Source organism: Acinetobacter endophylla (assembly GCF_053543775.1).
Window position 1 is genome coordinate 112,728 of record NZ_JBLVOM010000240.1, and the last position, 22,345, is coordinate 135,072.

At 43.1% G+C, this 22,345-nt stretch carries 25 protein-coding genes and 1 pseudogene; 16 read left to right on the forward strand and 10 right to left on the reverse strand.

The features are described 5' to 3' along the window. Nucleotides 1–89: 89 nt before the first annotated feature. Nucleotides 90–530: an Hsp15 family ribosome-associated heat shock protein gene (gene hslR / locus ACNPNW_RS10510; protein WP_004646726.1), complete on the reverse strand. Its 441-nt coding sequence runs from the start codon at nucleotides 528–530 to the stop codon at nucleotides 90–92. Further along, the gene (locus ACNPNW_RS10515; protein ID WP_016806963.1) at nucleotides 523–1,209 is read right to left on the reverse strand and encodes an HAD-IA family hydrolase; all 687 of its coding nucleotides are present in this window, start codon (nucleotides 1,207–1,209) and stop codon (nucleotides 523–525) included. Before ACNPNW_RS10515 ends, hslR begins: the two co-directional genes overlap by 8 nt. 13 nt (nucleotides 1,210–1,222) lie before the next feature. On the opposite strand from ACNPNW_RS10515, the gene ACNPNW_RS10520 reads away from it, so the two are divergent. The 3 genes from ACNPNW_RS10520 (at nucleotide 1,223) to ACNPNW_RS10530 (ending at nucleotide 3,242) form a co-directional block, all read left to right on the forward strand. Further along, nucleotides 1,223–2,074 (forward strand): 3'(2'),5'-bisphosphate nucleotidase CysQ family protein, encoded by an 852-nt coding sequence (locus tag ACNPNW_RS10520; RefSeq protein WP_004646729.1) that lies wholly within the window; start codon nucleotides 1,223–1,225, stop codon nucleotides 2,072–2,074. Between the two features lie 63 nt (nucleotides 2,075–2,137). After that, on the forward strand, nucleotides 2,138–2,878 hold the full coding sequence (locus ACNPNW_RS10525; RefSeq protein ID WP_004646730.1) for a histidine phosphatase family protein: 741 nt from the start codon (nucleotides 2,138–2,140) through the stop codon (nucleotides 2,876–2,878). Nucleotides 2,879–3,116: 238 nt separating this feature from the next. Then, on the forward strand, nucleotides 3,117–3,242 hold the full coding sequence (locus tag ACNPNW_RS10530; RefSeq protein ID WP_004646731.1) for a hypothetical protein: 126 nt from the start codon (nucleotides 3,117–3,119) through the stop codon (nucleotides 3,240–3,242). A gap of 161 nt (nucleotides 3,243–3,403) precedes the next feature. Here the strand turns inward: ACNPNW_RS10530 and rpsT are convergent, their stop codons facing one another. Then, complete coding sequence (rpsT, locus tag ACNPNW_RS10535; protein WP_004279868.1) at nucleotides 3,404–3,673, reverse strand: 30S ribosomal protein S20; 270 nt, start codon at nucleotides 3,671–3,673, stop codon at nucleotides 3,404–3,406. 214 nt (nucleotides 3,674–3,887) lie between these two features. On the opposite strand from rpsT, the gene ACNPNW_RS10540 reads away from it, so the two are divergent. The 5 genes from ACNPNW_RS10540 (at nucleotide 3,888) to ACNPNW_RS10560 (ending at nucleotide 8,803) form a co-directional block, all read left to right on the forward strand. Further along, a complete protein-coding gene (locus ACNPNW_RS10540; protein WP_004646732.1) occupies nucleotides 3,888–4,553 on the forward strand; it encodes an NAD(P)H-binding protein in 666 nt (221 codons plus the stop codon). A 12-nt stretch (nucleotides 4,554–4,565) separates the two neighbouring features. Beyond that, nucleotides 4,566–5,075, forward strand: coding sequence for a ribonuclease E activity regulator RraA (rraA, locus tag ACNPNW_RS10545; protein WP_004279866.1), 510 nt, complete (start codon nucleotides 4,566–4,568; stop codon nucleotides 5,073–5,075). Nucleotides 5,076–5,192: 117 nt separating this feature from the next. Next, nucleotides 5,193–5,975, forward strand: a complete 783-nt coding sequence (locus ACNPNW_RS10550; protein ID WP_004646733.1) for a glutathione S-transferase N-terminal domain-containing protein — start codon at nucleotides 5,193–5,195, stop codon at nucleotides 5,973–5,975. A gap of 222 nt (nucleotides 5,976–6,197) precedes the next feature. Then, complete coding sequence (locus ACNPNW_RS10555) at nucleotides 6,198–6,881, forward strand: response regulator (protein WP_004646734.1); 684 nt, start codon at nucleotides 6,198–6,200, stop codon at nucleotides 6,879–6,881. Next, complete coding sequence (locus ACNPNW_RS10560) at nucleotides 6,881–8,803, forward strand: sensor histidine kinase (RefSeq protein WP_004646735.1); 1,923 nt, start codon at nucleotides 6,881–6,883, stop codon at nucleotides 8,801–8,803. The genes ACNPNW_RS10555 and ACNPNW_RS10560 overlap by 1 nt, the downstream gene beginning before the upstream one ends. A 79-nt stretch (nucleotides 8,804–8,882) precedes the next feature. Here the strand turns inward: ACNPNW_RS10560 and ACNPNW_RS10565 are convergent, their stop codons facing one another. Genes ACNPNW_RS10565 through ACNPNW_RS10575 form a run of 3 tightly spaced genes read right to left on the reverse strand, consistent with a single transcriptional unit; the run spans nucleotide 8,883 to nucleotide 11,058 of the window. Continuing rightward, complete coding sequence (locus ACNPNW_RS10565; protein WP_004646738.1) at nucleotides 8,883–10,052, reverse strand: ribosomal protein uL16 3-hydroxylase; 1,170 nt, start codon at nucleotides 10,050–10,052, stop codon at nucleotides 8,883–8,885. A 29-nt stretch (nucleotides 10,053–10,081) separates the two neighbouring features. After that, the gene (locus tag ACNPNW_RS10570; protein WP_004646739.1) at nucleotides 10,082–10,675 is read right to left on the reverse strand and encodes a Maf family protein; all 594 of its coding nucleotides are present in this window, start codon (nucleotides 10,673–10,675) and stop codon (nucleotides 10,082–10,084) included. Further along, nucleotides 10,675–11,058, reverse strand: coding sequence for a DUF2237 family protein (locus tag ACNPNW_RS10575; RefSeq protein ID WP_004279857.1), 384 nt, complete (start codon nucleotides 11,056–11,058; stop codon nucleotides 10,675–10,677). Before ACNPNW_RS10575 ends, ACNPNW_RS10570 begins: the two co-directional genes overlap by 1 nt. A 139-nt stretch (nucleotides 11,059–11,197) precedes the next feature. On the opposite strand from ACNPNW_RS10575, the gene ACNPNW_RS10580 reads away from it, so the two are divergent. From ACNPNW_RS10580 to ACNPNW_RS10595, 4 genes are all read left to right on the forward strand, one after another. Further along, the gene (locus ACNPNW_RS10580; protein ID WP_004646740.1) at nucleotides 11,198–12,385 is read left to right on the forward strand and encodes a phosphoglycerate kinase; all 1,188 of its coding nucleotides are present in this window, start codon (nucleotides 11,198–11,200) and stop codon (nucleotides 12,383–12,385) included. Between the two features lie 154 nt (nucleotides 12,386–12,539). Continuing rightward, on the forward strand, nucleotides 12,540–12,818 hold the full coding sequence (locus ACNPNW_RS10585; RefSeq protein ID WP_004646741.1) for a hypothetical protein: 279 nt from the start codon (nucleotides 12,540–12,542) through the stop codon (nucleotides 12,816–12,818). 119 nt (nucleotides 12,819–12,937) lie between these two features. Then, the gene (gene fba / locus ACNPNW_RS10590) at nucleotides 12,938–13,975 is read left to right on the forward strand and encodes a class II fructose-bisphosphate aldolase (RefSeq protein ID WP_004279853.1); all 1,038 of its coding nucleotides are present in this window, start codon (nucleotides 12,938–12,940) and stop codon (nucleotides 13,973–13,975) included. A gap of 85 nt (nucleotides 13,976–14,060) precedes the next feature. Beyond that, a complete protein-coding gene (locus ACNPNW_RS10595) occupies nucleotides 14,061–14,915 on the forward strand; it encodes an EamA family transporter (protein ID WP_004646742.1) in 855 nt (284 codons plus the stop codon). Here ACNPNW_RS10595 and ACNPNW_RS10600 read toward each other — a convergent pair. Continuing rightward, nucleotides 14,878–15,105 (reverse strand): hypothetical protein, encoded by a 228-nt coding sequence (locus tag ACNPNW_RS10600; protein WP_004646744.1) that lies wholly within the window; start codon nucleotides 15,103–15,105, stop codon nucleotides 14,878–14,880. The two genes, ACNPNW_RS10595 and ACNPNW_RS10600, sit on opposite strands and share 38 nt — an antisense overlap. Nucleotides 15,106–15,211: 106 nt before the next feature. Next, a complete protein-coding gene (nfsB, locus tag ACNPNW_RS10605) occupies nucleotides 15,212–15,865 on the reverse strand; it encodes an oxygen-insensitive NAD(P)H nitroreductase (RefSeq protein ID WP_004646745.1) in 654 nt (217 codons plus the stop codon). A gap of 243 nt (nucleotides 15,866–16,108) precedes the next feature. Between nfsB and hpaI the strand changes: the two are divergent. Next, nucleotides 16,109–16,898 (forward strand): annotated as a pseudogene (gene hpaI, locus ACNPNW_RS10610) (4-hydroxy-2-oxoheptanedioate aldolase). Between the two features lie 681 nt (nucleotides 16,899–17,579). After that, nucleotides 17,580–17,798, forward strand: a complete 219-nt coding sequence (locus tag ACNPNW_RS10615; protein ID WP_004279847.1) for a hypothetical protein — start codon at nucleotides 17,580–17,582, stop codon at nucleotides 17,796–17,798. Between the two features lie 28 nt (nucleotides 17,799–17,826). Here the strand turns inward: ACNPNW_RS10615 and ACNPNW_RS10620 are convergent, their stop codons facing one another. Both ACNPNW_RS10620 and ACNPNW_RS10625 read right to left on the reverse strand, forming a co-directional pair. After that, a complete protein-coding gene (locus ACNPNW_RS10620) occupies nucleotides 17,827–18,546 on the reverse strand; it encodes a UDP-2,3-diacylglucosamine diphosphatase (protein WP_004646748.1) in 720 nt (239 codons plus the stop codon). Between the two features lie 111 nt (nucleotides 18,547–18,657). After that, complete coding sequence (locus ACNPNW_RS10625) at nucleotides 18,658–19,167, reverse strand: peptidylprolyl isomerase (RefSeq protein WP_004279844.1); 510 nt, start codon at nucleotides 19,165–19,167, stop codon at nucleotides 18,658–18,660. A gap of 422 nt (nucleotides 19,168–19,589) precedes the next feature. On the opposite strand from ACNPNW_RS10625, the gene ACNPNW_RS10630 reads away from it, so the two are divergent. Further along, the gene (locus ACNPNW_RS10630) at nucleotides 19,590–21,317 is read left to right on the forward strand and encodes a glutamine--tRNA ligase/YqeY domain fusion protein (protein WP_004279842.1); all 1,728 of its coding nucleotides are present in this window, start codon (nucleotides 19,590–19,592) and stop codon (nucleotides 21,315–21,317) included. 69 nt (nucleotides 21,318–21,386) lie between these two features. Further along, nucleotides 21,387–22,298 carry a bestrophin family protein gene (locus ACNPNW_RS10635; protein WP_004646751.1) on the forward strand — a complete coding sequence of 304 codons (912 nt, stop codon included), beginning with the start codon at nucleotides 21,387–21,389 and terminating at the stop codon, nucleotides 22,296–22,298. The last annotated feature ends 47 nt before the right edge of the window (nucleotides 22,299–22,345 follow it).

Sequence of the window (22,345 nt, forward strand, 5' to 3'; positions counted from 1 at the left end):
GAGCTTTGTTCCACAGGTGTATAGTGACAGAATTTTCCCTAGTGTTCTATAAAAGTCAGCGCATGTACGACATATTCTGACGCTTAAATTTAATCGTCATTATAGGACCATGACTGATCGAAATTCTGACTATTTTCATTTTTAAATCTACTGATATCACGACGATCCTTCTTGCTTGGACGATGGTCGGGACGAGCTAGATTATGCAACTTTCTTTGTGATGTAATCAATTCCCGGCGTGCAATACTGACTTCGGTTTCTTCATACAGTTTTTGTGCCACGGGTGCAGGTCCACGAACATCAGAAAGTTCCTTAACCAGCACGGTTTTTTTGTCGATGCCTTGCTGAATCGTCAGTTCCATACCAACACGGACTTCGCGCGATACCTTGACACGTTCACCATTGTGATGGACTTTGCCACCTTCAATCGCATGTTTGGCAATCGAGCGGGTTTTAAAAAACCGTGCTGCCCACAGCCATTTGTCTATACGCATGCCTACCGCATCTTCGGGTAAAGACGATTTACGCATATTTTTTTTCTACCTCAGCCTGATTTAAATGAGTGATTAAATCTGTTAATTGGTGCAGCATCGGGTAATTACAAGTCTGACGTGCTACTTTGGCTGAAGAGGGCTGCTGGATGCTGAACAGGTTCTGAATGCCATAGGCTTGAGCCCCATTCAGGACTTTTTCAGTATCATCAATAAAATAAGCATGTGCAGGGTCAAATGGATGCAACGCATTCAGGCCTTGCCAGAACTCGATAAATTCTTTGGCATGTCCGATCGTTTCTGAACTGACAATCACATCGAAATAATCTCTTAAATTCAAATGATCCAGTTTAAATGCTAGACCCGCACAGTCAGCATTGGTGGCCAGCCAGATGGGATAGCCATTATTTTTAAGATAATCGAGCAATTCGAGACAATGCGGGCGTAAGGCCACTTTATCTTTATGTTCAATTTGCATCGCCAGAACATCGACTTCGACTTTAGCCGTCCAGAAGCGTGAAGAGTACCAGTTTAAGGTATGATTATGTTCCTGATAGAATGCATAGAGTGTCGCCTGGCTGTGTTCCAGGCTACAGCCATGTGTGGCAGCATAACGCACAGGCAATAACTCGTTCCAGATGAAATCATCGTAGGCAAGATCAAGTAAAGTGCCATCCATATCGAAAATTATGGTAGGTTTTTCAGAGCATTTTGACATATTTAGGTTTTCTATGTTTAAAGCAACAGCAGCACCACAAGATCCAATGATTTTGCAGTTTGTGCCCATTTTGACACAAGCCTGTGAAATTTTGCGAGAAGAATATCAGCGTTATTGTTCTGGTGCAGCTTTTGATGTCATCAAAAAAAATGATAATTCTCCGGTGACTCAGGCAGATTTTCGGGTTAATACTTATCTGACCCAAGCTTTGGCAGAGATTTCCAGCTTGCCTTTACTGTCTGAAGAAGGACAGGAACATGAACGCCGCTCATGGTCAGAATTCTGGTTACTGGATCCGTTAGATGGCACTAAAGAGTTTTTGCACCAGCGCCCCGAATTTACCATTAATTTGAGTCTGGTCAGAGGCAGTTTGACCACTTTTGCCATATTGGCGGTTCCAGAGCAGCAACTGATTTATTTCTGTCCTGAGCAGGGCTTGCCTTATAAATATGATATTCAAACTAGAACATGGTTTGCTTATGCAATGTCTTCGACATCTAAAATGATTGCTGTAGGGTTGAGCCAAAGTAGCCAGCAGAAACCGAAATATCTCGAATATTTACAAAGTTTGGCCAAGCTCACGGACTACACTGAATTTAAAGCGGGCAGCGCTTATAAATTTTGCATGATGCTGGAAGATCAGGTGGATATCTATCCACGTTTTCATCCGACCTCGGAATGGGATACCAGCGCTGGTCAATGTATGCTCGAACGGATTGGGGGTGGCTTGGTCGATTTAGAAGGTCGCCCATTTATTTATAATCATCGGGATACTTTGCTGAATGGCGGATTCATTGCTTATAAGAATAATGATATGAAAATTATTGCATTGCAGGCGGTTTCTGACATGCAGGCCGAGCATTGAGCAAAATTCTGAGCGTGTTATAGTGGTGCTTAACCTATTACCAAATCCAGAGTTGGCTGTAACGTGTCCCTGAAACTGCTTCCACCGAGTATGTTGAGTGCAATTGATTTATTGCCCGATGTACAGACGCCTGTCACCTTATTTACACGGCATTCGATTCGTGAAGAGGTTCCGGGTCAAGGTTTGGCAGGCTATGATCTGCAACTGACCAATCAGGGGCGGGATCTGGCGCAGGAATGGGGTGCTTATCTGGCTGATCAAACTGATCGTGTGATTCATCACTGTATTTCAAGTCCGATCCAGCGGTGTATTGATACCGCTGCATTGATGATTGAAGGGGCAGATGCGGTTACCCCTGAGCAGAATACCCATCGTATTGAAATTATTGAACAGGGACTTCTGATGGAGCCTGGCAGCTTTGTGCTGGATATTCAAAAAGCTGGGCCTTATTTTGCCAAGCAGGGTGCACTCGGTTTTATTAACAGTTTTGTCAATAATGCCTTGCCTGGGATGAAACAGCCGATTCATGGCGTGGTGGATGTACTGGAACTGATTTACAACACCCATCCACAAAATAAATATGGGCTGAGTTTGGCTGTCAGCCACGATACTATTCTCGCAGCGATGATTGCAGTGATGTCAGGGCGTCAAGACGTCAGTCGGGAAGACTGGCCAAAAATGATGGAAGGTCTGTTTGTCTGGTTTGAAGGTGATGTGTTTTTGGAGTCCAAACTGAAATGGATCTGGCGCGGTCAGGTACATGAACTGGATATTGCTGATTTTAAACGTTCCCAACTTTCTTAAATTAAATTGATCTATTCAAAACTCAATTGTTCACAGCAATTGAGTTTTTTATTGGGGAGTTAGAAATTATAAAGATGGTGGGGCGTTTCATATTGATCATTCAATAAAGTTCAGGCTAAAACGATAAAAATAAATTTTAAACTGCACCTTTTACATTTATAGGGTGAAAATTCAATAATGTAAGTATAAAAATTATCTATGCTTAATAAATATAGAAATATTCATCTTGAGGAAAATTATGAAAGTTATCACAATTTTTAGCCTGATCGCGATTTTGGGTTTAACCGCATGTCAAAAGCGGGACACTGACAATACGAAACAGGATAAAACCACTTCGCCATCCTCTATGGATAAAGATCAATAATCTAAAAGAGAGGGAGATTCAGGTTTTTATCTCACAGTATCGCATTGACTGGATGAGTGCTGTCTAAACAAATTATTTTTCTGAATGAGTCATTATATTTTTTAGTTTCTTCAAATTCCAGACACAAAAAAAGCCCTAAAAAGGGCTTTTTTCATTTGCGATTAGTTAGAAGCTAGTGCTTTAACTTGCGCGTTCAAGCGGCTCTTATGACGAGCTGCTTTGTTTTTATGGATGATGCCTTTGTCAGCCATACGGTCGATTACTGGAACAAGCGATTTGTACGCTTCAGTAGCAACTGCATAGTCATTAGTGCTGATAGCAGCTAATGTACGTTTAAGATAGGTACGAACCATAGAACGCAAGCTTGCGTTGTGTTTGCGTGCTTTAACGTTTTGACGAGCACGTTTTTTAGCTTGAGCAGAGTTTGCCACTCGTGCACTCCTTGAAATAGATTGGTCTGGGCGGGCTGAAACTCAACTGAAAACCAACATCAGAGGAATTATCACCAGCCCGTAAACAAGTGCCATATTTTGATTAAACTAAGCACCGAAGTCAAGTCTTGACATGCTTTGACAACATTTTAGATGCAGAAAAATTCTAAAGAAAACGTTAGATTAGTATTCCACCCAGGAGATCGTATAAAAAATGACTAAATCACTGACTCATCCCATCGTGATAGGTGCCACTGGCTTGGTGGGAAAACAACTGATAAAACGTTTGCAAGATGAGCCGACTTGCCAGCAGATTACTGCAGTGGTCAGAAAACATCAAAATGATCTGGATGCTTTGGATAAAGTTCAACAACTGGTACTGGAAGATTTCCTGATGTTGAATGATCAGGATGTCAGCAAGCATAGCCATGGTTTTAGCTGCCTGGGCAGCACCATGAAAAAAGCCGGATCCAAACAGGCATTTTATAGTATTGACTATACCATAAATGCTCACTTTGCAGAGCTGTTACAGCAAACCTCAGCCCATTATCTTTTGCTAAGCGCAATGGGTGCCGATTCCCAATCGCATTTTTACTATAATCGGGTCAAAGGTGAACTGGAAGAATATATACAAACATTGTCCTTGGACAGAATCAGTTTGATTCGACCTTCATTGCTCATTGGTGAACGTCCAGAGCAGCGTTTTTTGGAAGATATCGCGCAGCAGGTTTACCACAAAGTATCGCGTTTTATTCCGGATAGTTTTGCGTATAAGCCAGTGACAGCCGAGCAGGTGGCTCATACTATGGTCGAGGCCGCGCTAACTCAGACGGTAAAATTTGAAATTTATGATAATTTACGCATACAAAAAATGAAATGAGGGGAAAACACCGTGTCTACAGCAGCATTTGTTACCTGTGACTTGTTAGATGATCATCCAGAATTAGAGCTTCAGGTGGTGACACCTTGCCTGGACGGTAAATTTTTTAAGAGTTATGGGGCGCGCAAAACCTTTGGCGGTCAGATTGTGACAGTAAAATGTTTTGAAGATAACTCGCGGGTGAAAGAGTTGTTGGCCACAGATGGAACAGGCAAGGTCCTGGTCGTAGATGGCGGTGCATCCATGCGCTGTGCCTTGATGGGTGACCTGATTGCAGAATCAGCGGTAAAAAATCACTGGAATGGCGTAATTATTTATGGTTGCGTTCGTGATGTCGATGCGATTGCTGAACTTGATCTTGGTGTGCATGCATTGGCGGCTATTCCGCAAAAGAGCAACCGCAAGGGTGTGGGTGAAGTTGATATCTCTCTCTGTTTTGGTGGTGTCACGTTTAATGCAGGCGAGTATGTCTATGCAGACAATAATGGTATTGTGGTGTCTAAAACAGCATTAGTGGCTTAATCGGCCGGAATCTGCATTTCTGCATGAAAGAATAACAACAAAACTTATCTGTACCCTGAAAGACAGGATGCCTAGATTCTGTCTTTCATTCATATAAAACAAAAATAGGAAAATACTATGTTGAGTCATCAAATTAAAGTTGTACAAGCTTTGGCCTCTTCAATCGCTGAAGGTGGACGTGGGATGGTGGGTACACCGTTTCCAAATCAGCCTGAAAAAGCCTTGAAGCTCTATGAATACGAGGGTTCACCATTTTGTCGTCGGGTGCGTGAAGTCATGACCTTGCTAAATCTGGATTATGAAGTTTATCCATGTCCACGAGGGGGTACTCATTTCCGTCCTGAGGTGCAGCAATTGGGTGGAAAACTGCAATTTCCTTTTTTAGTTGATGAAAATACCGGTGATCGACTCTATGAGTCTCAGGATATTATCGATCATCTGTTCAAGCATTATGGCAAAACCGGCAAAACTCCCAAGAAATATGCTCACTATCCTAAAATTCCAGTGGCTGCAATTGCGGGAACCGTCCTCAATGGTTTACGCGGCGGAATGGTGAATCCCAAGATTAAGGATCGGCCAACACCTGAACTGTTATTAGAATTATGGGGCTTTGAGGCCAGTCCTTATACCCGAATTGTACGCGCCGTTTTGAGTGAACTGGAAGTGCCGTTTGTTTTTCATAATGTCGCTAAAGAGCGCTGGCAAGATTATGGACCGGCCAAATTGCGTTTAAAACCGGGAAAATATGAACCACTACCAGGCGGTAAGCGTGAACATTTGTTTGAAATGATGGGAAATAATATTCAGCTTCCCTATCTGGTCGATCCAAATACAGATACCAAAATGTTTGAATCGGCTGAGATTGTGAAATATTTAAAACAGCAATACGGTACTGCTTAAAGTAGACAGCTCGTATAACTTCAAAAGATTTTCTATCTTGAACTGCCATCTGCTAAACAGATGGCATTTTTTATGTCTATGATATGGAAAACGGGCGTAAGCGTTTCTCGCTGCTTAAAACTTCAGATAATAAAAAATAAATAAATCATGATTTTTAGTGTGATTTTGTTTATATTTTAATCTTAAAGGGGATATATAAAAATAAATATAAGGGGCGTGCTTATGACAGCATCGGAGGCAGTCTTGCCAGTACCAGTATTAATCGTTGAAGATGAATATGTCATCCAGCGCCGTTTAAAAATCATATTAAGCAATCTAGGTTATCAGGATGACGTTCTGTTATTTGCCAATACGGTGAAAGAAGCATATGCCGTTTTGCAGCAACAGCCGATTGCACTGGCCTTAGTAGATTTGGGTTTACCAGATGGAAGTGGGATTTCAATTATTGAAAAAATCCGCGAACAGGACGCACAAGCGTTGATTCTGGTGGTGTCTGCCTGGAGTACCCAAGATAGCCTGTTTAGGGCAATTCAGGCCGGTGCGACCGGTTATGTGCTGAAAGAACGGGATGATGTTGAAGTCGCCTTGGCTATTCGCAGTATTTTGCGTGGCGGTGCACCGATTGATCCCTTTGTTGCCCGTGAAATTTTAAAACAGATTTCTATTCCCACCATTTCAGGAACAGTAGAACAGAACAGGCCAGCTGCGGATCAGGAAACGCTCACACAGCGGGAGCAGGAAATCCTGTCCTTGGTTGCGCAAGGTCTGAGTAATCGTGAAATTGCCGAGCAGCTCTGTGTATCACGCTATACCGTCGAAAGTCATATCAAGCATATTTACCGCAAACTCTCGGTCAGTAAACGTACCAAGGCGGTCAGTACCGCACGGCATCTGGGAATTCTGTAATGTCATCTGCCTGTTCCAGAAGCAGCAAACGGCAGCGACTGAAATGGATCGGTGTTTTTGTCCTGTGCAGCTGGCTTTGCTTGTTCTGTAGTATCAGTCAGGCACAAAACCATTTTCAGATTAATGATCTTTGTCAGGTGAAGATCGAATATATTCAGAAGGTTCAGGCTCAGGGTCCTACCGAGATGCCGACATCGGGCTGGCAAAGCGTACGTTTGCCGGATAACTGGCAGAATAACTGGAAGAATTATCATGGGGGTGCCTGGTACAAGATTGTCTGGCGTTGGTCATGTCAGGACAATATTCGTCTTGCAGAACCGGTTGCCTTTTCTATTGATTATATTAATTCGGCAGGTGCCGTGTTCCTGAATGGTGACTTGCTTTGGTCTGACCGGAACTTGCAAGAGCCCTTGTCGAAAAGCTGGAATATGCCGCGTTACTGGGTTTTCCCGATTAGCGGTTTGCGTAAAGACAGTAATGAAATCCTGATTTATGTAAATGGCTACAGTTTCCAAAGCGCGGGCCTGGGCAATATTCAGTTTAATAATGTGTTGGTGAATAGCCAGCAGTATTTGGAAAAAATCTGGGATCGCCGTACCGTATTCCAGATCAATATGATTTTCTCTGCCACGATTGGGCTGATCTGTTTCATTATCTGGTTATTCCGGCGTTCAGAAACCACTTTTGGCTGGCTGGCACTCAGTTCACTGTTGTGGATTCTGTTTATTTCCAATGTCTTGACTACAGAAAATTTTCCATTTCACTCCACGATTTCGGCAGCTAAAGCCAATATGCTTTTTTTTATTGCCTATATCCATTGTTTTTGTCTGTATCTGATCCGCTTTGTAAAACAGAAATTTAAGCAGTTGGAGCGAGGATTTATTCTGGTCAGCGTTCTGTCCAGCTTACTGGTTATGATCAGTTCCTTGGATTATCTGGAGCAGGTACTGGGCGGAGTGTTTATCATCTATGTATTGCTCTTTATTAGTTGTACTGTATATGTCAGCTATCAGGCCATCAAAACCCGAAATGGAGAATATCTTTTCCTGACGCTGTGTCTCTGGGGGATTTTGCTGTGTGTAGTCATCGACCTGATCATGTTGAACCAAACCCAGGTCAATGAATTTTCACCTTTATCCCCCTATACCTCACCGATTATTACCCTGTTTGTCGTGCTGATTATGGGCACACGCTTGAATCGTAATGTCAGGAAAATCGAAAAATTTAATACCCAGTTAGAACGTAAAGTTCAGCAGGTCAGTGCCGACCTGAATAAAAGCCTGAGCGATAAACATCAACTGGAGCTGACGAATGTTCGTCTGCAAGAACGGATTAATCTGTCACATGAACTGCATGACGGGTTGGGAGGGTCTATTGTCCGTTCCATGATTCTGGTGGATCAAAGTAGCGAAACAGTTTCTAAACAGCAGTTTCTTTCCATGCTGAAACTGCTCAGAGATGATCTCAGACAAATCATTGACAGTGGTTCATCTATTGAAAATAAAGTCCCACAAACGCCGGTACTCTGGATCGCACCGGTACGTTATCGTTTTACCCAGCTGATGGAAGAAATGGGGATTGTAGTTGAATGGTCATTTCCAAAAGTCTGGCAGCGTGAACCGACGGCATTACAGTGTTTGACCTTGATCCGAGTAGTCGAAGAAAGTCTGACCAATATCATTAAGCATAGTCAGGCCAGTCAGGTAAAAGTCAGTCTGGAATATTCCCAGCCACATCAGCTTACTTTAAGCATTCAGGATAATGGCATCGGTTTCGATGCTGACATGGTGCAAAAAAATGGCCTGAGTATTGGAATGCGCAGCATGAAAATGCGGGTTGAGCGCATGGGAGGATTGTTCCAGATTGAATCTGAACAAGGAGATACGCTGATTCGTGTTGTATTAGAGCTGTATCAGCCTTAAGTAACTAGAATTTTAGTAGAAAATAAAAAGAGGATCATGTGATCCTCTTTTTATTATCGCTTAACGAGTCGTTAAACGCTTACTCGTCGTCAGCAGGTGGAACCAACATCAACACGGCTTCATTCAATAATGCTGCAACATCTTCCAGAATTTCTTCATCAGCGAAGTCTTCACTGAATAACAGCGCTTCACCATCTGCAAGCTGTTTGAGTTTTGCGGTAAATGTCTCAGAGATGCACACACCCTCACCATTTGCCCAGAACAGAACGTCGCCGTCCGTTTCAGTATAAAGCAGGCGTGACGCAGGTTCGAGCATCAGGCTATAGCCCTGATCGAGTGCTTCTTCCAGATCACCTGTACCGATTTCTTCTGCTTCAGGCAGGTTTTCAGGATATTTAGGTTCGGACATCAAGCTCATGATGGCATCTTCGAGAACATTGGAATTATGCAGTTGCTGCATGATGTGTTCTTTCAGATATTCCAGCTCATTGCTGCTCACTTCACCGATAGCACCGACTTGATCACGGATGATATCCAGCAATGGGTTACGCAGCGTTTCATTTTCAGAGAATTTATCCCCGACACGATCCATCATGTCACTGATATTTGGCATGCGGAAACCGAATGAATAAGTCAGGCAGTCATCTTCAGCCACGCCGTAATGAGCCAGACCAGGCGGCACATAGAGCAAGTCGCCAGGTGCCAGCACTTCATCAAAGTCCACTTCTATTTCAGGCAATAATTTAAGCGGTTGACCCGGAACAAATGGAGTTTCGGTATCACACATTTGCCCAAGCTGCCAGCGACGATGGCCATAGCCTTGTACCAGAAACACATCATAGAAATCGAAATGCTTGCCGACTGAACCGCCTTGCGGTGCATAAGACACCATGATGTCATCGCGACGCCATTGTGGAATAAATGGGAATTTTTTCCAAAGTGCCGACAGGTCAAATGAATAGTGATCTACAGCCTGAACCAAAAGTGTCCAGAGTTTTGGCATTTTCTGAAAATCTGCTTTGAGCAAAGGTGAAGATTTCACGCTCCATTGATTCGGATCACGATCTTTCTGCTTGATGAGACGGGCAGTGACATGTTCTTCAAGCGCAAGTTCCATCACATCATTGGGTTCAAGCAAACTGGCGATTTCAGGCATCGCATTACGCACCAGTAATGGTTTCTTTTGCCAGTATTCGCTAAGGAATTGTTCAGCGGTGATGCCGCCTAAAACGTCTAAAGGTTGAGACATAGATTACAGCCTGAATTTAAAGAGAGAGATTAAGGAACTAAAATTTTTAATTCACGAAGAATATTGCATAGCTTGATCATCGGCATACCCATCAGTGTGGTCTGGTCTTGCCCGGTCATTTCTTCAAACAGGCTAATTCCTAAGCTTTCACATTTGAAACTGCCAGCACAATGCAGTGGCTGTTCAATCTCGACATAGCGCTCGATTTCGGCCTGAGAAAGTTTACGAAACTTGACTTTATAGTGTTCGACCAGACTTTGTTCAAAACCCGTCGATTGTTGCTGTACACTGAGCGCCGTACTGAAATAGACAATCTTGTCCGAGTTAGCTTGGAGCTGGCGAATGGCTTTTTCAGTCGTTAACGGTTTACCGATAAAAATATCCGGTGCACCTTCACGCCATGCCACCTGATCCGAGCCGATCACAATCGCTTCAGGATTCTGTTCGGCAATATATCTGGCTTTCTCGAAAGCTAGTCGTTGTGCCAGATCATCTGCGTGATTTTCCCCGCGAGGAGATTCATCAATATCCGGTACCATGGAAATATAATCAATATGCAGACGATCCATCAGCGCTTTGCGGGTTTGACTGGATGATGCCAAAATAATCTGTACAGAATTCATTAGACAGCATATTCCTCAAGAATATTTAACGGCACATAAGCCAGAACAGCTTTGTGACAGGCTTGCAGCTTGATTGGAGGTGCTTGACCTGCTTCATAGGCTTCGACCCAGCGCGTTACGCAGATACACCAGAAATCGCCAGGTTGCAGGCCGGGGAAATCCAGTTCAGGCAAAGGCGTAATCAGGTCATTACCGACTTTTTGAGAAAAATTCAGAAATTCTGAAGTCATTTGCGCGCAAACCGTGTGCTGGCCCAGATCAGTGGTCGCAGTATGGCAAAAGCCATTGCGGAAATAACCGGTAATCGGATCGAAGCAACAGCTGGACAAAGGCTCACCTAACACGTTCAAACGGTTAAGATTTGGATCAGGATGTATCGACATAGGGACTGAATCTAAAAGAGGCTTTTTTCTATCATAACAAAACTTTGGCATTCATAATGTTTTCTGCAAAAGATGCTAACCTTTTTCTGCATAATCATTTAAAATCGCCTGGTTTTAATATCTATAAAGTGAGCTCTACATGAACTTTCAGCGTATGACTGACCTCGATTTAGCAGGTAAACGTGTTCTGATCCGTGAAGATTTAAACGTTCCTGTTAAAAATGGTGTGATCACCAGCGATGCGCGTCTTCGTGCAGCATTGCCAACGATTAAAGCAGCATTAGAAAAAGGCGCTGCAGTCATGGTGTATTCTCATCTGGGTCGTCCGGTTGAAGGTGAGCCTAAGGCTGAACAGTCACTTGCTCCTGTAGCGGCTTACTTGACTGAAGCTTTGGGCCAAGAAGTGAAACTGTTCACTGACTATTTAGATGGCGTTGATGTTCAGCCAGGTCAGGTGGTTCTGCTTGAAAACTGCCGTTTTAACGTCGGCGAGAAGAAAAACAATCCTGAACTTGCAGCAAAATATGCAGCACTTTGCGACGTATTTGTAATGGATGCCTTTGGTACAGCGCACCGTGCAGAAGCATCTACTGAAGGCGTAGCGCGTTTAGCGAAAGTTGCAGCAGCAGGTCCTTTACTGGCAGCTGAACTGGATGCACTTGGCCGTGCACTGCAAACGCCAGAAAAGCCAATGGTGGCGATTGTTGCGGGTTCTAAAGTCTCTACCAAGCTGGATGTTTTAACCTCACTTTCTGATATCTGTGATCAATTGATCGTGGGTGGTGGTATTGCCAATACTTTCCTTGCTGCAGCAGGCTATAACGTTGGTAAATCACTGTGTGAAAAAGACCTGATCGATACAGCAAAAGCCATTGCTGCAAAAGTATCAGTGCCACTTCCTACTGACGTTGTGGTTGCAGATGCCTCTGAAATCAACTTTGAGGATTTCCTGGGTTCATTGGCTGCTGCGAAAGCAACGGTGAAAAACGTTGCCGATGTTGCTGACAACGACATGATTCTGGATGTAGGTCCGGAAACTGCGAAAGCATTTGCAGAAATTCTGAAAACCTCTAAAACCATTCTTTGGAATGGCCCGGTTGGCGTATTTGAAGTCGATCAATTCGGTGAAGGGACTAAAACTTTATCTTTAGCAATTGCTGAATCGGAAGGTTTCTCGATCGCGGGTGGTGGGGACACACTTGCTGCGATTGATAAATATGAAGTGGCTGACAAAATTGGTTATATCTCGACGGGTGGCGGTGCATTCCTTGAATTCGTTGAAGGTAAAACTCTTCCTGCAGTTGCGGTACTATTAGAACGTGCTTAATTGCATGTCCTAAGCTAAAAAGCTGGCCCAGTGCCAGCTTTTTTTATGTCATTTTTTTGACAGTGAAAACTTACCCTTCATGGCTTCGTCATTAAAATGCAATAAATCTGTCATAAGATGCAGTAATTAAATCACCAAATGACGAGAATACGTGATGAAGAAACAGTTAACTATCGCAGTATTATTAGCAGCTTCTCTGGCACTGACTGCATGTGCAAAACAGGAAAGCACACCAGAAGCTGAAGCAGAAAGCTCGGCAGCAGTGGCGGATCAGGCGGTGACTCCAGAACAGCAAGCTGCCATTGATGCCATTGATCAGCCAATTCTAGACGAAAAAAATACCGATATCCCGGCTGAAGTTGCCAATGCACCAGCCGATGAAGCAACTGCAGACGAGTCAGTTGCTGCGACTTCAGAGCCTGTAGCACCTTAATCCGGTTGATGTGACACAAAATCCCTGCAAATGCAGGGATTTTTTTTAAATAGTGTTATTTGTTGCTGAATTGAAACCTTTGAACATGTAGAATATGTGGCATTCACTGGGAGGATATTATGGCTCTTATTTCATTGCGCCAGCTCTTGGATCACGCCGGCGAACATGCTTACGGCGTACCAGCATTTAACGTAAACAACTTAGAACAAATGCGTGCAATTATGCTTGCAGCAGATGCAACCAATTCACCTGTTATCGTACAAGCATCTGCGGGTGCGCGTAAATATGCAGGCGCTCCGTTCTTGCGTCACCTAATTTTGGCTGCAATTGAAGAATGGCCACATATTCCAGTGGTAATGCATCAAGACCACGGTACCAGCCCTGACATTTGTCAACGTTCAATCCAGTTAGGCTTTTCATCAGTAATGATGGACGGTTCACTGGGTGAAGACGGTAAAACACCAACTTCATATGAATATAACGTTGATGTGACTCGCCGTACAGTTCAAATGGCACATGCGTGTGGCGTATCTGTTGAAGGTGAAATCGGTTGTTTGGGTAGCCTTGAAACAGGTATGGCGGGTGAAGAAGATGGCGTAGGCGCAGAAGGCGTACTGGATCATTCTCAACTCCTGACTTCAGTTGAAGAAGCGCGTAGCTTCGTTGCTGATACCAATGTTGATGCGCTTGCAATTGCAGTAGGTACTTCACACGGTGCGTACAAGTTCACGCGTCCACCTACAGGTGATATTCTTGCGATTGACCGCATTAAAGAAATTCACGCAGCACTTCCAAACACACATCTTGTCATGCACGGTTCAAGCTCTGTGCCACAAGAATGGTTGGCAGTGATTAACCAGTATGGCGGCGACATCAAGGAAACTTACGGTGTTCCGGTTGAACAGCTGGTTGAAGCGATCAAACACGGCGTGCGCAAGATTAACATCGATACTGACTTGCGTTTAGCATCTACCGGTGCAATGCGTCGTATGATGGCAGAAAAACCAAGCGAATTCGATCCACGTAAATTCTTCAGCGCAACTGTAGATGCAATGAAGCAAATCTGTATCGATCGTTACGAAGCTTTTGGTACTGCAGGCAATGCAGACAAGATTCGCCCAATCTCTTTAGAGAAAATGGTGTCACACTATAAATAATTCCCAGTGAATCATTTATAAAAAAAGCCCACTGCAAATGTGGGCTTTTTTGTAGACTCATAAATATCAAGAATAAGAGCAGCATATGGAACTGATTTTCGCAGCAGCGCTATGCAGCGTTGCGGTCTCAATATTATTAAAAGTCGCCAAAAATAAGGGCTTGAGTCCGATACACATGATTAGCTGGAACTATATGACAGCTAGTCTCTTGTGTTTTTTCTGGTTTAAGCCTGATATTCAGCATATTTCAATGTCTCAGACGCCTTGGTTGCTTATTCTGGCTCTGGGTATTTTGCTTCCGAGCGTATTTCTGTTTTTGGCCAAGGCTTTGCAAACGGCTGGAATTTTAAAAACCGAAATTGCCCAGCGACTTTCTGTAGTTTTGTCACTGGCTGCAGCCTATTTCATTTTTCAGGAACAGTTTAATCAGCTGAAAATACTTGGGATCGCTTTAGGTATTGGAGCAGTGCTGTGCATCCTGTTTTCACATCGACAAAGTACAGGACAGAGCAGTCAGGGAATGTTGTATCTGGGCTTGGTCTGGGTCGGTTATGCACTGATTGATGTATTGTTGAAATATACAACCAGTCTGGGCCTCCAATTCGCGGTGGCGCTGAATCTAATGTTTGTTTGTGCCCTGATCATTTCGATGGGCTATCTGTTAATCAAATATAAAAGCTTGGGCTCGATGCAGAATATCGGCGCTGGTCTGTTATTGGGTTTCCTGAATTTTGCCAATATTGCTTTCTATGTCAAAGCCCATATGCTGCTTAAGGATTCACCTGCGATCGTCTTTGCTGGCATGAATATTCTGGTGGTGGTATTTGGTGTGATAGCAGGTCTGGTATTCTTTAAAGAACGGCTCAAACCTGCAAGTACTTTAGGATTACTGCTAGGCTTGACTAGTGTGATTTGCCTAGCTTATGCAATGTCTGCTTGACATAAGAGGATGCAAATTCAATCGGATGTCGGAGCAGGTCACCTGCTTCGGCCAGTCCAAGCAATAAACCGGACTGTTGGCAGTCTGGACAGTGCGGATAACGATGCTGTTGCTCTTTATAGTGCTGGAGATAAATTTTATCGCAATGATGGCATTCAAATTTCAGGGATTTGGATGTAAGGAGCGACATAGATGACCTCTATTGTTATTCTATTAGATGTAAATTAAATAAAGCAAAAAATAGGCCCGAATTGACATGGAAAGGGGCGCTTGACCCCTTTTATAGCATAAATTCCTTACAGTTTGGTGAAAATATCTTCAGCGGCAAGACGTGATTTAGGGAGTTTGGCATTGAAATCATTTTCACTGCGATAGCCTAAAGTCAGCAATACAGAAGGGATCAAACCCTGTTCTGCAAGTTGTAATTCTTCACTAATCATCTCTCCGTCAAAGCCGCCAATTGGTGTGGCATCAACCCCTTCAATTCCGGCAGCCAAGAGCATTTGACCGAGTGCAATGAAGGTCTGGTTTTCAGCCCAACGCTGAATATCACCTTTTTCATTACGATAATAATGAATATAACCTGCACGGGTATTTTTCTGACCTTCTTTGGCTGATTCATCTTTAAAACGGCCACTGAGATCATCGCGGTTCAATAAGTTTTCTAGATGCAACTCATTAATGTCGGCTTTGGTGCAGAATAAAATGGTATGTGAAGAATCCAGAACTTTGGGTGCATTGTAGGCATAAGTACCAACCAAGGCTTTGGCAATGCGCTGTTTGGCGGCATCATGATCGGCAATAAAAAAATGCCAAGGCTGAATATTGATCGAAGAGGGTGCCAGACGCAAAATTTCTAACAAGCGTTCAAACTGTTCTGCTGGGATTTTCTTGCTAGGATCATAGGCTTTAGTGGTATAGCGGGTCTGTGTGATCTTGAGTAAATCCATCAATGGACTCCAATCTTTTTAAATAAACAGCGAGTAGAAGTTTTAAATATATACATTTTTCACATCCCCTGATTATTACAATAAAAAAGCATCAGGCAAAGCCTGTTTTGAGATGATCTTGAGCTGGATTCAAGCAAAACTTAGAGTTAAATCAGATTAAAATCCAGTTTTTGTCTATTGGCACTTTTAAGCGAGAAGCGTTTAATAAGAGGCATCGCCAGCAACATGCAAATAGGTTAGCGGATGCAAGTGACCAATTACTTTAAACACAAACTGAAAACCCAGCAGCAAATCGGCTTATGGATTGGCAGATGCCTATGGAACCGAGATTGCGGCAAATGCAGGTTATGACTGGCTGCTGATTGATGGTGAGCATGCACCCAGTGATTTGAGAACGACTTTGTCGCAACTGCAAAGTATTGCTGCTTATCCCTCGCAAGCAGTAGTACGACCACCCATTGGTAGCGTACAACTGATCAAGCAACTCCTTGATATCGGTGCACAAACGCTGTTGATTCCGATGGTAGAAACCGTGGAACAGGCCGAACTCATGGTCAGGGCAGTCCGTTATCCGCCTGAAGGAATTCGTGGCGTTGGTGCTGCACTGGCACGTGCCACCCGCTGGAACAGCATTCCAAATTATTATCAGACGGCACATGAAGAAATCTGTTTATTAATCCAGATTGAATCGGTCACAGGACTTGAAAATCTGGATGCTATTCTTCAGATCGACGGGATTGATGGCGTGTTTATTGGCGCCGTTGATCTATCTGCCACTATGGGTTATCAAGGTGATCCGAATCATCCTGAAGTACAAAAAGCTGTAATTGATGCAATCCAGCGGATTCGTTCTGCAGGCAAAGCTGCAGGAATTCTGTCAACCCAGCATGAAGTGACGCAAAAATATATCGAACTTGGCACTGAGTTTGTAGCAGTGGGCGTAGATACCAGTATTTTGATGAATTCCTTGCGTGATCTATTGGGGAAATATAAAAAGGATATCAATGTGATTAATCCGACTAGCGGTTATTAATCAACAAGAGATTCTGAATGAATAGCTTGCTTAGATTTTTAGTTTATTTTTAACCGGAAATTCTTTAGATGAGCTATTCATTCAGCCATAAGAAAATCATAATGAACCTTCAAGATGCAGAACAATTTTTACAAGAACAGCAGAACATCTTAGAGAACCAACGTCAGCAAAAAACTAGACGAGTGCAACAAGCCTTTTTTATGATTCACGTACTGTTTGTAGCCTTAAATGCTATTCTCTTGATCCTAAATTATCAAAAGACGGGAGAGTGGAACTTGCTGTACCTCGGGCTGAGTTTCATGTCTCTAATATTGATTTTAAGGTATTTAAAGACAGGTTTTGTTTATCAACGGAAATGAAGTAACGTTAAAATGAATTTTAGATCATAAAAATCAAAAGCCTAATAATTAACAAAGCATGAAAAAAGTTCTTAAAAATCCCATTCTATTGTCATTACAATGTAATTTTGCTTTTGCTGGATAAATAGCTTACACTGGCTGCACTTCAAGCAAGTACTGTTCTTGCTTCTATTATTATTTTAAGCTGATTGTGATGTACTTTTTAGTTCAAGTATTTGAACTCAAATAAGATCTACTAACCATAGAACTATTATGTAAACTAGGTTGTTATTAATCTCTCTCCATATAGTCACAAAAAGCTCATATCGTGTGAGTAAATATTTTGATCAAAATCAATGAATGGCATATTGCCACTGCCGCTGATGGCAATGAAATTAACGTGAAACTGGTTCCATTAAAGCGCAAGCAAAATACAATGGACGGTTTTATCTGGGTTGAGGTCGGTAAAATGATTCAATTGCCAACGGGTGAGGAATTTCAGTTCAATCTCGATGGTAAAAGTTTCTATACTGGGGTAAACCAGCTTTATCGTCTGTGTTAAGCAGATCAATATCGTAAAAAGTGGCTGATTAATATCGCCACTTTTTTAGTTTCAGGGTATCAAAACTTTGATCTTCCTGAATTTCCAGAATCTCTGCACTGTCTTCTTTCCAGTCGCCTAGTACAATTCTTCTTTTCTGGGCTAACTGATGAATGGCTGCGCGATGCGTATGACCATGGATTAGTACATCTACATCCTGTAATGCCAGCTCAACTGCATGTGGGTTGACGTCCATCACTTCATAGCTTTTAAACTGTTGTGCCTGATGGCTTTGTTGACGAAAGCGGTTGGCTAGTCTGGTTCGAAATGAGAGAGGGGTTTTTCTTAAGAAGCCAAGTAGCCAGGGATGACGAATAATCTTTTTAAAACGCTGATAGGAGACGTCATCGGTACATAGGGCATCGCCATGTTCCAGGCGAAAATGTGTTCCGGCAATGATTAGCTGATCGATTTCGGGAAGAAGCTGCCCGCCAAATCGAGCTAAAAATTTACTTCCTAAGACAAAATCCCGGTTGCCGGCCTGAAAATAGACTTGATTCCCAGCCTGAGTAAACTGTTTTAATGCAGTGACAATTTCGTCCAGCCATGGAGAGGTATAGTCATCACCAATCCAGGCATTGAACCAGTCACCCAGAATATACAATTGGGTATTTTGATTTTGATATTCAGTTAATAAATCTAAAAACCCCCGAACAAGTCGAGGGTGATCAGGTGACAAATGTAAATCTGAGATAAACAGATAGGTCACGAATCTTTTCCTTTTATTCCTCTCTAGATCCCTCATTCATATGAGGGATTTTCCATTACACTGTTTTAAAGTGTTGCTTTAAAACTCATAAAAGAACGGAGAGGACGTTTTTTATTCAGAAATGATTTTTGCAGATTCGATTACTACGTTTTCTAGAGGAACGTCAGCGTGGTAGCCACGGTTGCCAGTACGTACGTTTTTGATTTCGTTCACAACGTCCATACCTTCAACGACTTTACCAAATACGGCATAACCCCAACCTTGAGCAGTTTTGCCAGAGTGGTTAAGGAATGAGTTGTTTTTCACGTTAATGAAGAACTGAGCAGAAGCAGAGTGCGGTGCCTGAGTACGCGCCATTGCAATCGTACCTTCGTCATTGGTCAAGCCGTTGTCTGCTTCGTTTTCGATTGCATCACGTGTTGCTTTTTCTTTGAAGTTTTCATCCATGCCGCCGCCTTGGATCATGAAACCATCAATAACACGGTGGAAAATTACGCCGTCATAAAAACCGTCACGTACGTATTCTAAAAAGTTAGCTACGGTTTTAGGTGCTTTTTCAGCATTGAGTTCTAGAACAATACGACCTTTATTGGTGTTTAATTCGACTTGAGGAAAACTCATTGTGTAATCTCCTGATCATGGACGAGTGCCATGGTTTTTTCTGAATGAGTGAAGCATAAGCAAACTACATTCGACAAGGCAAGTAAAAACATTATTTTCTTTGTTAAAAGCATAAAAATAATACCTTATTTATACGTTGATTTATCAAGGCATTTCAGATATTGCCCTATCAGGTACCCTATTTTGAATTGGCGTAAATTAATGATTTTACTGCTTGTACAAGCACTGATATTTTAGTTTCAGGCAACTCGCCGTATTTTCATTTTTTAAAATGGGTGAATTGAAATCAAATACCATAGTTAGCGGTTGAGAGATTATTCACCTCTAGTTAAACTAAGGAACTTTGATAATGAATATGCGTACAACCTGTGCGATTAAATATTCGTTAATCCCTTTTTAACTTTAGAAGTGAATGATTGATCATGAAGCCAAATGATGTTGTGACATCTCTGCCCGAGAACCCGACCCAAAAGAACAATGCAGTCGATTCAGTGCAGCAGCAAGAACAACAACCGGGCTTGGACTTTGTACGTCAGGTCATTACCGATGATTTAGCCGCTGGTCGTACTCAACAGGTGGTGACGCGTTTTCCGCCTGAGCCGAATGGCTATTTACATATTGGCCATGTGAAAGCAATTTGCTTGAACTTCGGAATTGCTGAAGAATTTAAAGGTGTGTGTAACCTGCGTTTTGACGATACCAACCCGGATGCCGAAGAGCAGGAATATGTGGATGGTATTGCCAATGATGTGAAATGGCTGGGTTTCCAATGGGAAGGCGAGCCGCGTTATGCATCAAGCTATTTCGATCAACTTTATACCTGGGCAGTTCAGCTGATTGAGCAGGGCGATGCCTATGTGGATTTGCAAAGCCCTGAAGAGATCCGTTTAAACCGCGGTAATTTCGTTGAGCCAGGCAAGAACTCGCCACAACGCGATGCAACGGTTGCAGAAAACCTGGAGCGTTTTGAGAAAATGCGCAGCGGTGAATATGCAGAAGGTCAGGCTGTATTACGTGCCAAGATTGATATGACTTCACCGAACGTGCATATGCGTGATCCGATTCTGTATCGTATCCTGCATTCTGAACACCATCAGACTGGCGATAAATGGAAAATTTATCCAATGTATGACTATGCGCATCCATTGTCTGATGCGATTGAAGGCATTACGCATTCACTCTGTACCCTGGAATTCCAGGATCATCGTCCGTTCTATGATTGGGTAGTGGCAAAAGTTAAATCACCATCCGTGCCACGTCAGTATGAATCGAGCCGTTTGAATGTGGACTATACCATCACCTCGAAACGTAAATTACGTAAACTGGTGGAAGGTAGCTATGTTCAGGGCTGGGATGACCCACGTATGCCAACTGTAGTCGGTATGCGTCGTCGTGGTTTCACACCTGAAGGTCTACGTGATTTCTGTCAACGTGTCGGTGTATCGAAAGTTGATGGAAGTATTGTCGATGTAGCTATGCTGGAATACTGTATTCGCCAGTCTCTGGAAAATACTGCCGCTCGTGGTATGGCTGTGTTAAATCCATTAAAAGTGACTTTAACCAACTTGCCAGCCGATATGGACCTGACCCATTCACGTCATCCGAATGTCGATATGGGCGAGCGCGTTATTCCATTGACGACTGAGCTGTATATTGACCGTAAAGACTTTGAAGAAGAGCCACCAAAAGGCTTTAAACGTCTGATTCCAGGAGGTGAAGTTCGTTTACGTCATGCCTATGTCATCAAATGTGACGAAGTCATTAAAGATGAAAATGGTGAAGTGGTTGAGCTGAAATGTTCGATTGATCCTGAAACTTTAGGTAAAAATCCTGAAGGTCGTAAGGTGAAAGGCGTGATTCACTGGGTATCTGCGACAAAAGGCGTTCCTGCGGAAGTGCGTATTTACGACCGTCTGTTTACTGAATCTGATCCTGAGGTGGGCGATGACTTCTTGGCAAACCTGAACCCTGAATCATTGAAGGTAGTTCAGGCCGTGATTGAGCCTGCTTTGGCACAAGCACAACCGGAAGACCGTTTCCAGTTTGAGCGTGAAGGCTATTTTGTGGCTGATCAATATGATCATTCCAGCGAAAAACCGGTATTCAACCGTATTCTGGATCTTAAGGACAGCTTTAAACCAGGCAAATAAGCTGGTTTAAGTCAGAATGTAAAAAGCCCAACTCTGGTTGGGCTTTTTCAATACAGCAGGGAAAATTGCATGATTGTGCGTGATAAGAATAATAGTTTGGGCTTACTGTTTGCCTGGCAGGGAACGATTCTGCCCAAGGTGCTGCCCGCATTGGTTTTGGTGGTTTTTATTTCCGCTTTACTAGTGTATTTGAGTCAGGCGCATTTCGTGAGCCTTCCTGCTGTCCCGGCAATTGGCTTTACCATTTTTGGTGTCATTCTTTCGATCTTTCTGAGTTTTAGAAATACGGCCTGCTATGATCGCTGGTGGGAAGGGCGCAAGCTTTGGGGTGCGTTGATTGCAACCACGCGTCATTTATGCCGTGACAGCCATGTGCTAGATGATCAAATCCGTGAAGTTTTGCTATATCGCATGATGCTGTTTACCCATCTATTACGTGATCGGCTGAGACAGCAAACGCCCAGTATTCAGGCTTATGAAGCCACTGCCGGTTTTGAACCCAAGTCATTTGAGCAATTGCCCATGCAAATCAATCCATCCCAATGGGTGCTGGAACAGATGCAAAAAGAGCTGGTGCAGCAATATAAGCAGGGCAAGATCAGCGATATTATTTATAATAACCTGAATCAGCACACTGTGGCTTTGGGAGATATTCAGGCTGGTTGTGACCGGATTTTGTCCACGCCATTACCATTTTCTTATTCGGTATTGTTACATCGTGCGGTTTATTCTTTTTGCTTTATCCTGCCTTTCAGTTTGCAGGCAAATTTAGGCCTGTGGACACCAATTCTGGTTGGATTGATTGCCTATATGCTACTCGGGCTGGATGAACTCAGTGCGGAACTGGAAGAGCCCTTTGGCTTGCAGGACAACGATCTGCCGCTAGATTCAATTGTGCGACTGGTCGAGCGGGAAACCCTAAGTTCTTTAGGTAAAGCACTACCTGAGGCAATTCAAGCCAGAAAAGGCTATTTGACTTGATTCCTTATCAACATCATCAAAATGTAAAACACGAACTTAAAATTTCT

Excerpts from the sequence above, each read along its gene's own strand:
- ACNPNW_RS10515 (WP_016806963.1), bottom strand. The coding sequence starts at position 1,209 with ATGTCAAAATGCTCTGAAAAACCTACCATAATTTTCGATATGGATGGC.
- fba (WP_004279853.1), top strand. The coding sequence starts at position 12,938 with ATGGCTCTTATTTCATTGCGCCAGCTCTTGGATCACGCCGGCGAACAT.
- ACNPNW_RS10580 (WP_004646740.1), top strand. The coding sequence starts at position 11,198 with ATGAACTTTCAGCGTATGACTGACCTCGATTTAGCAGGTAAACGTGTT.
- ACNPNW_RS10625 (WP_004279844.1), bottom strand. The coding sequence starts at position 19,167 with ATGAGTTTTCCTCAAGTCGAATTAAACACCAATAAAGGTCGTATTGTT.
- ACNPNW_RS10565 (WP_004646738.1), bottom strand. The coding sequence starts at position 10,052 with ATGTCTCAACCTTTAGACGTTTTAGGCGGCATCACCGCTGAACAATTC.
- ACNPNW_RS10520 (WP_004646729.1), top strand. The coding sequence starts at position 1,223 with ATGTTTAAAGCAACAGCAGCACCACAAGATCCAATGATTTTGCAGTTT.
- ACNPNW_RS10530 (WP_004646731.1), top strand. The coding sequence starts at position 3,117 with ATGAAAGTTATCACAATTTTTAGCCTGATCGCGATTTTGGGTTTAACC.
- ACNPNW_RS10635 (WP_004646751.1), top strand. The coding sequence starts at position 21,387 with ATGATTGTGCGTGATAAGAATAATAGTTTGGGCTTACTGTTTGCCTGG.
- ACNPNW_RS10575 (WP_004279857.1), bottom strand. The coding sequence starts at position 11,058 with ATGTCGATACATCCTGATCCAAATCTTAACCGTTTGAACGTGTTAGGT.
- ACNPNW_RS10550 (WP_004646733.1), top strand. The coding sequence starts at position 5,193 with ATGTTGAGTCATCAAATTAAAGTTGTACAAGCTTTGGCCTCTTCAATC.
- ACNPNW_RS10595 (WP_004646742.1), top strand. The coding sequence starts at position 14,061 with ATGGAACTGATTTTCGCAGCAGCGCTATGCAGCGTTGCGGTCTCAATA.
- ACNPNW_RS10630 (WP_004279842.1), top strand. The coding sequence starts at position 19,590 with ATGAAGCCAAATGATGTTGTGACATCTCTGCCCGAGAACCCGACCCAA.
- hslR (WP_004646726.1), bottom strand. The coding sequence starts at position 530 with ATGCGTAAATCGTCTTTACCCGAAGATGCGGTAGGCATGCGTATAGAC.
- ACNPNW_RS10600 (WP_004646744.1), bottom strand. The coding sequence starts at position 15,105 with ATGTCGCTCCTTACATCCAAATCCCTGAAATTTGAATGCCATCATTGC.
- ACNPNW_RS10585 (WP_004646741.1), top strand. The coding sequence starts at position 12,540 with ATGAAGAAACAGTTAACTATCGCAGTATTATTAGCAGCTTCTCTGGCA.
- ACNPNW_RS10570 (WP_004646739.1), bottom strand. The coding sequence starts at position 10,675 with ATGAATTCTGTACAGATTATTTTGGCATCATCCAGTCAAACCCGCAAA.
- ACNPNW_RS10540 (WP_004646732.1), top strand. The coding sequence starts at position 3,888 with ATGACTAAATCACTGACTCATCCCATCGTGATAGGTGCCACTGGCTTG.
- ACNPNW_RS10560 (WP_004646735.1), top strand. The coding sequence starts at position 6,881 with ATGTCATCTGCCTGTTCCAGAAGCAGCAAACGGCAGCGACTGAAATGG.
- ACNPNW_RS10555 (WP_004646734.1), top strand. The coding sequence starts at position 6,198 with ATGACAGCATCGGAGGCAGTCTTGCCAGTACCAGTATTAATCGTTGAA.
- nfsB (WP_004646745.1), bottom strand. The coding sequence starts at position 15,865 with ATGGATTTACTCAAGATCACACAGACCCGCTATACCACTAAAGCCTAT.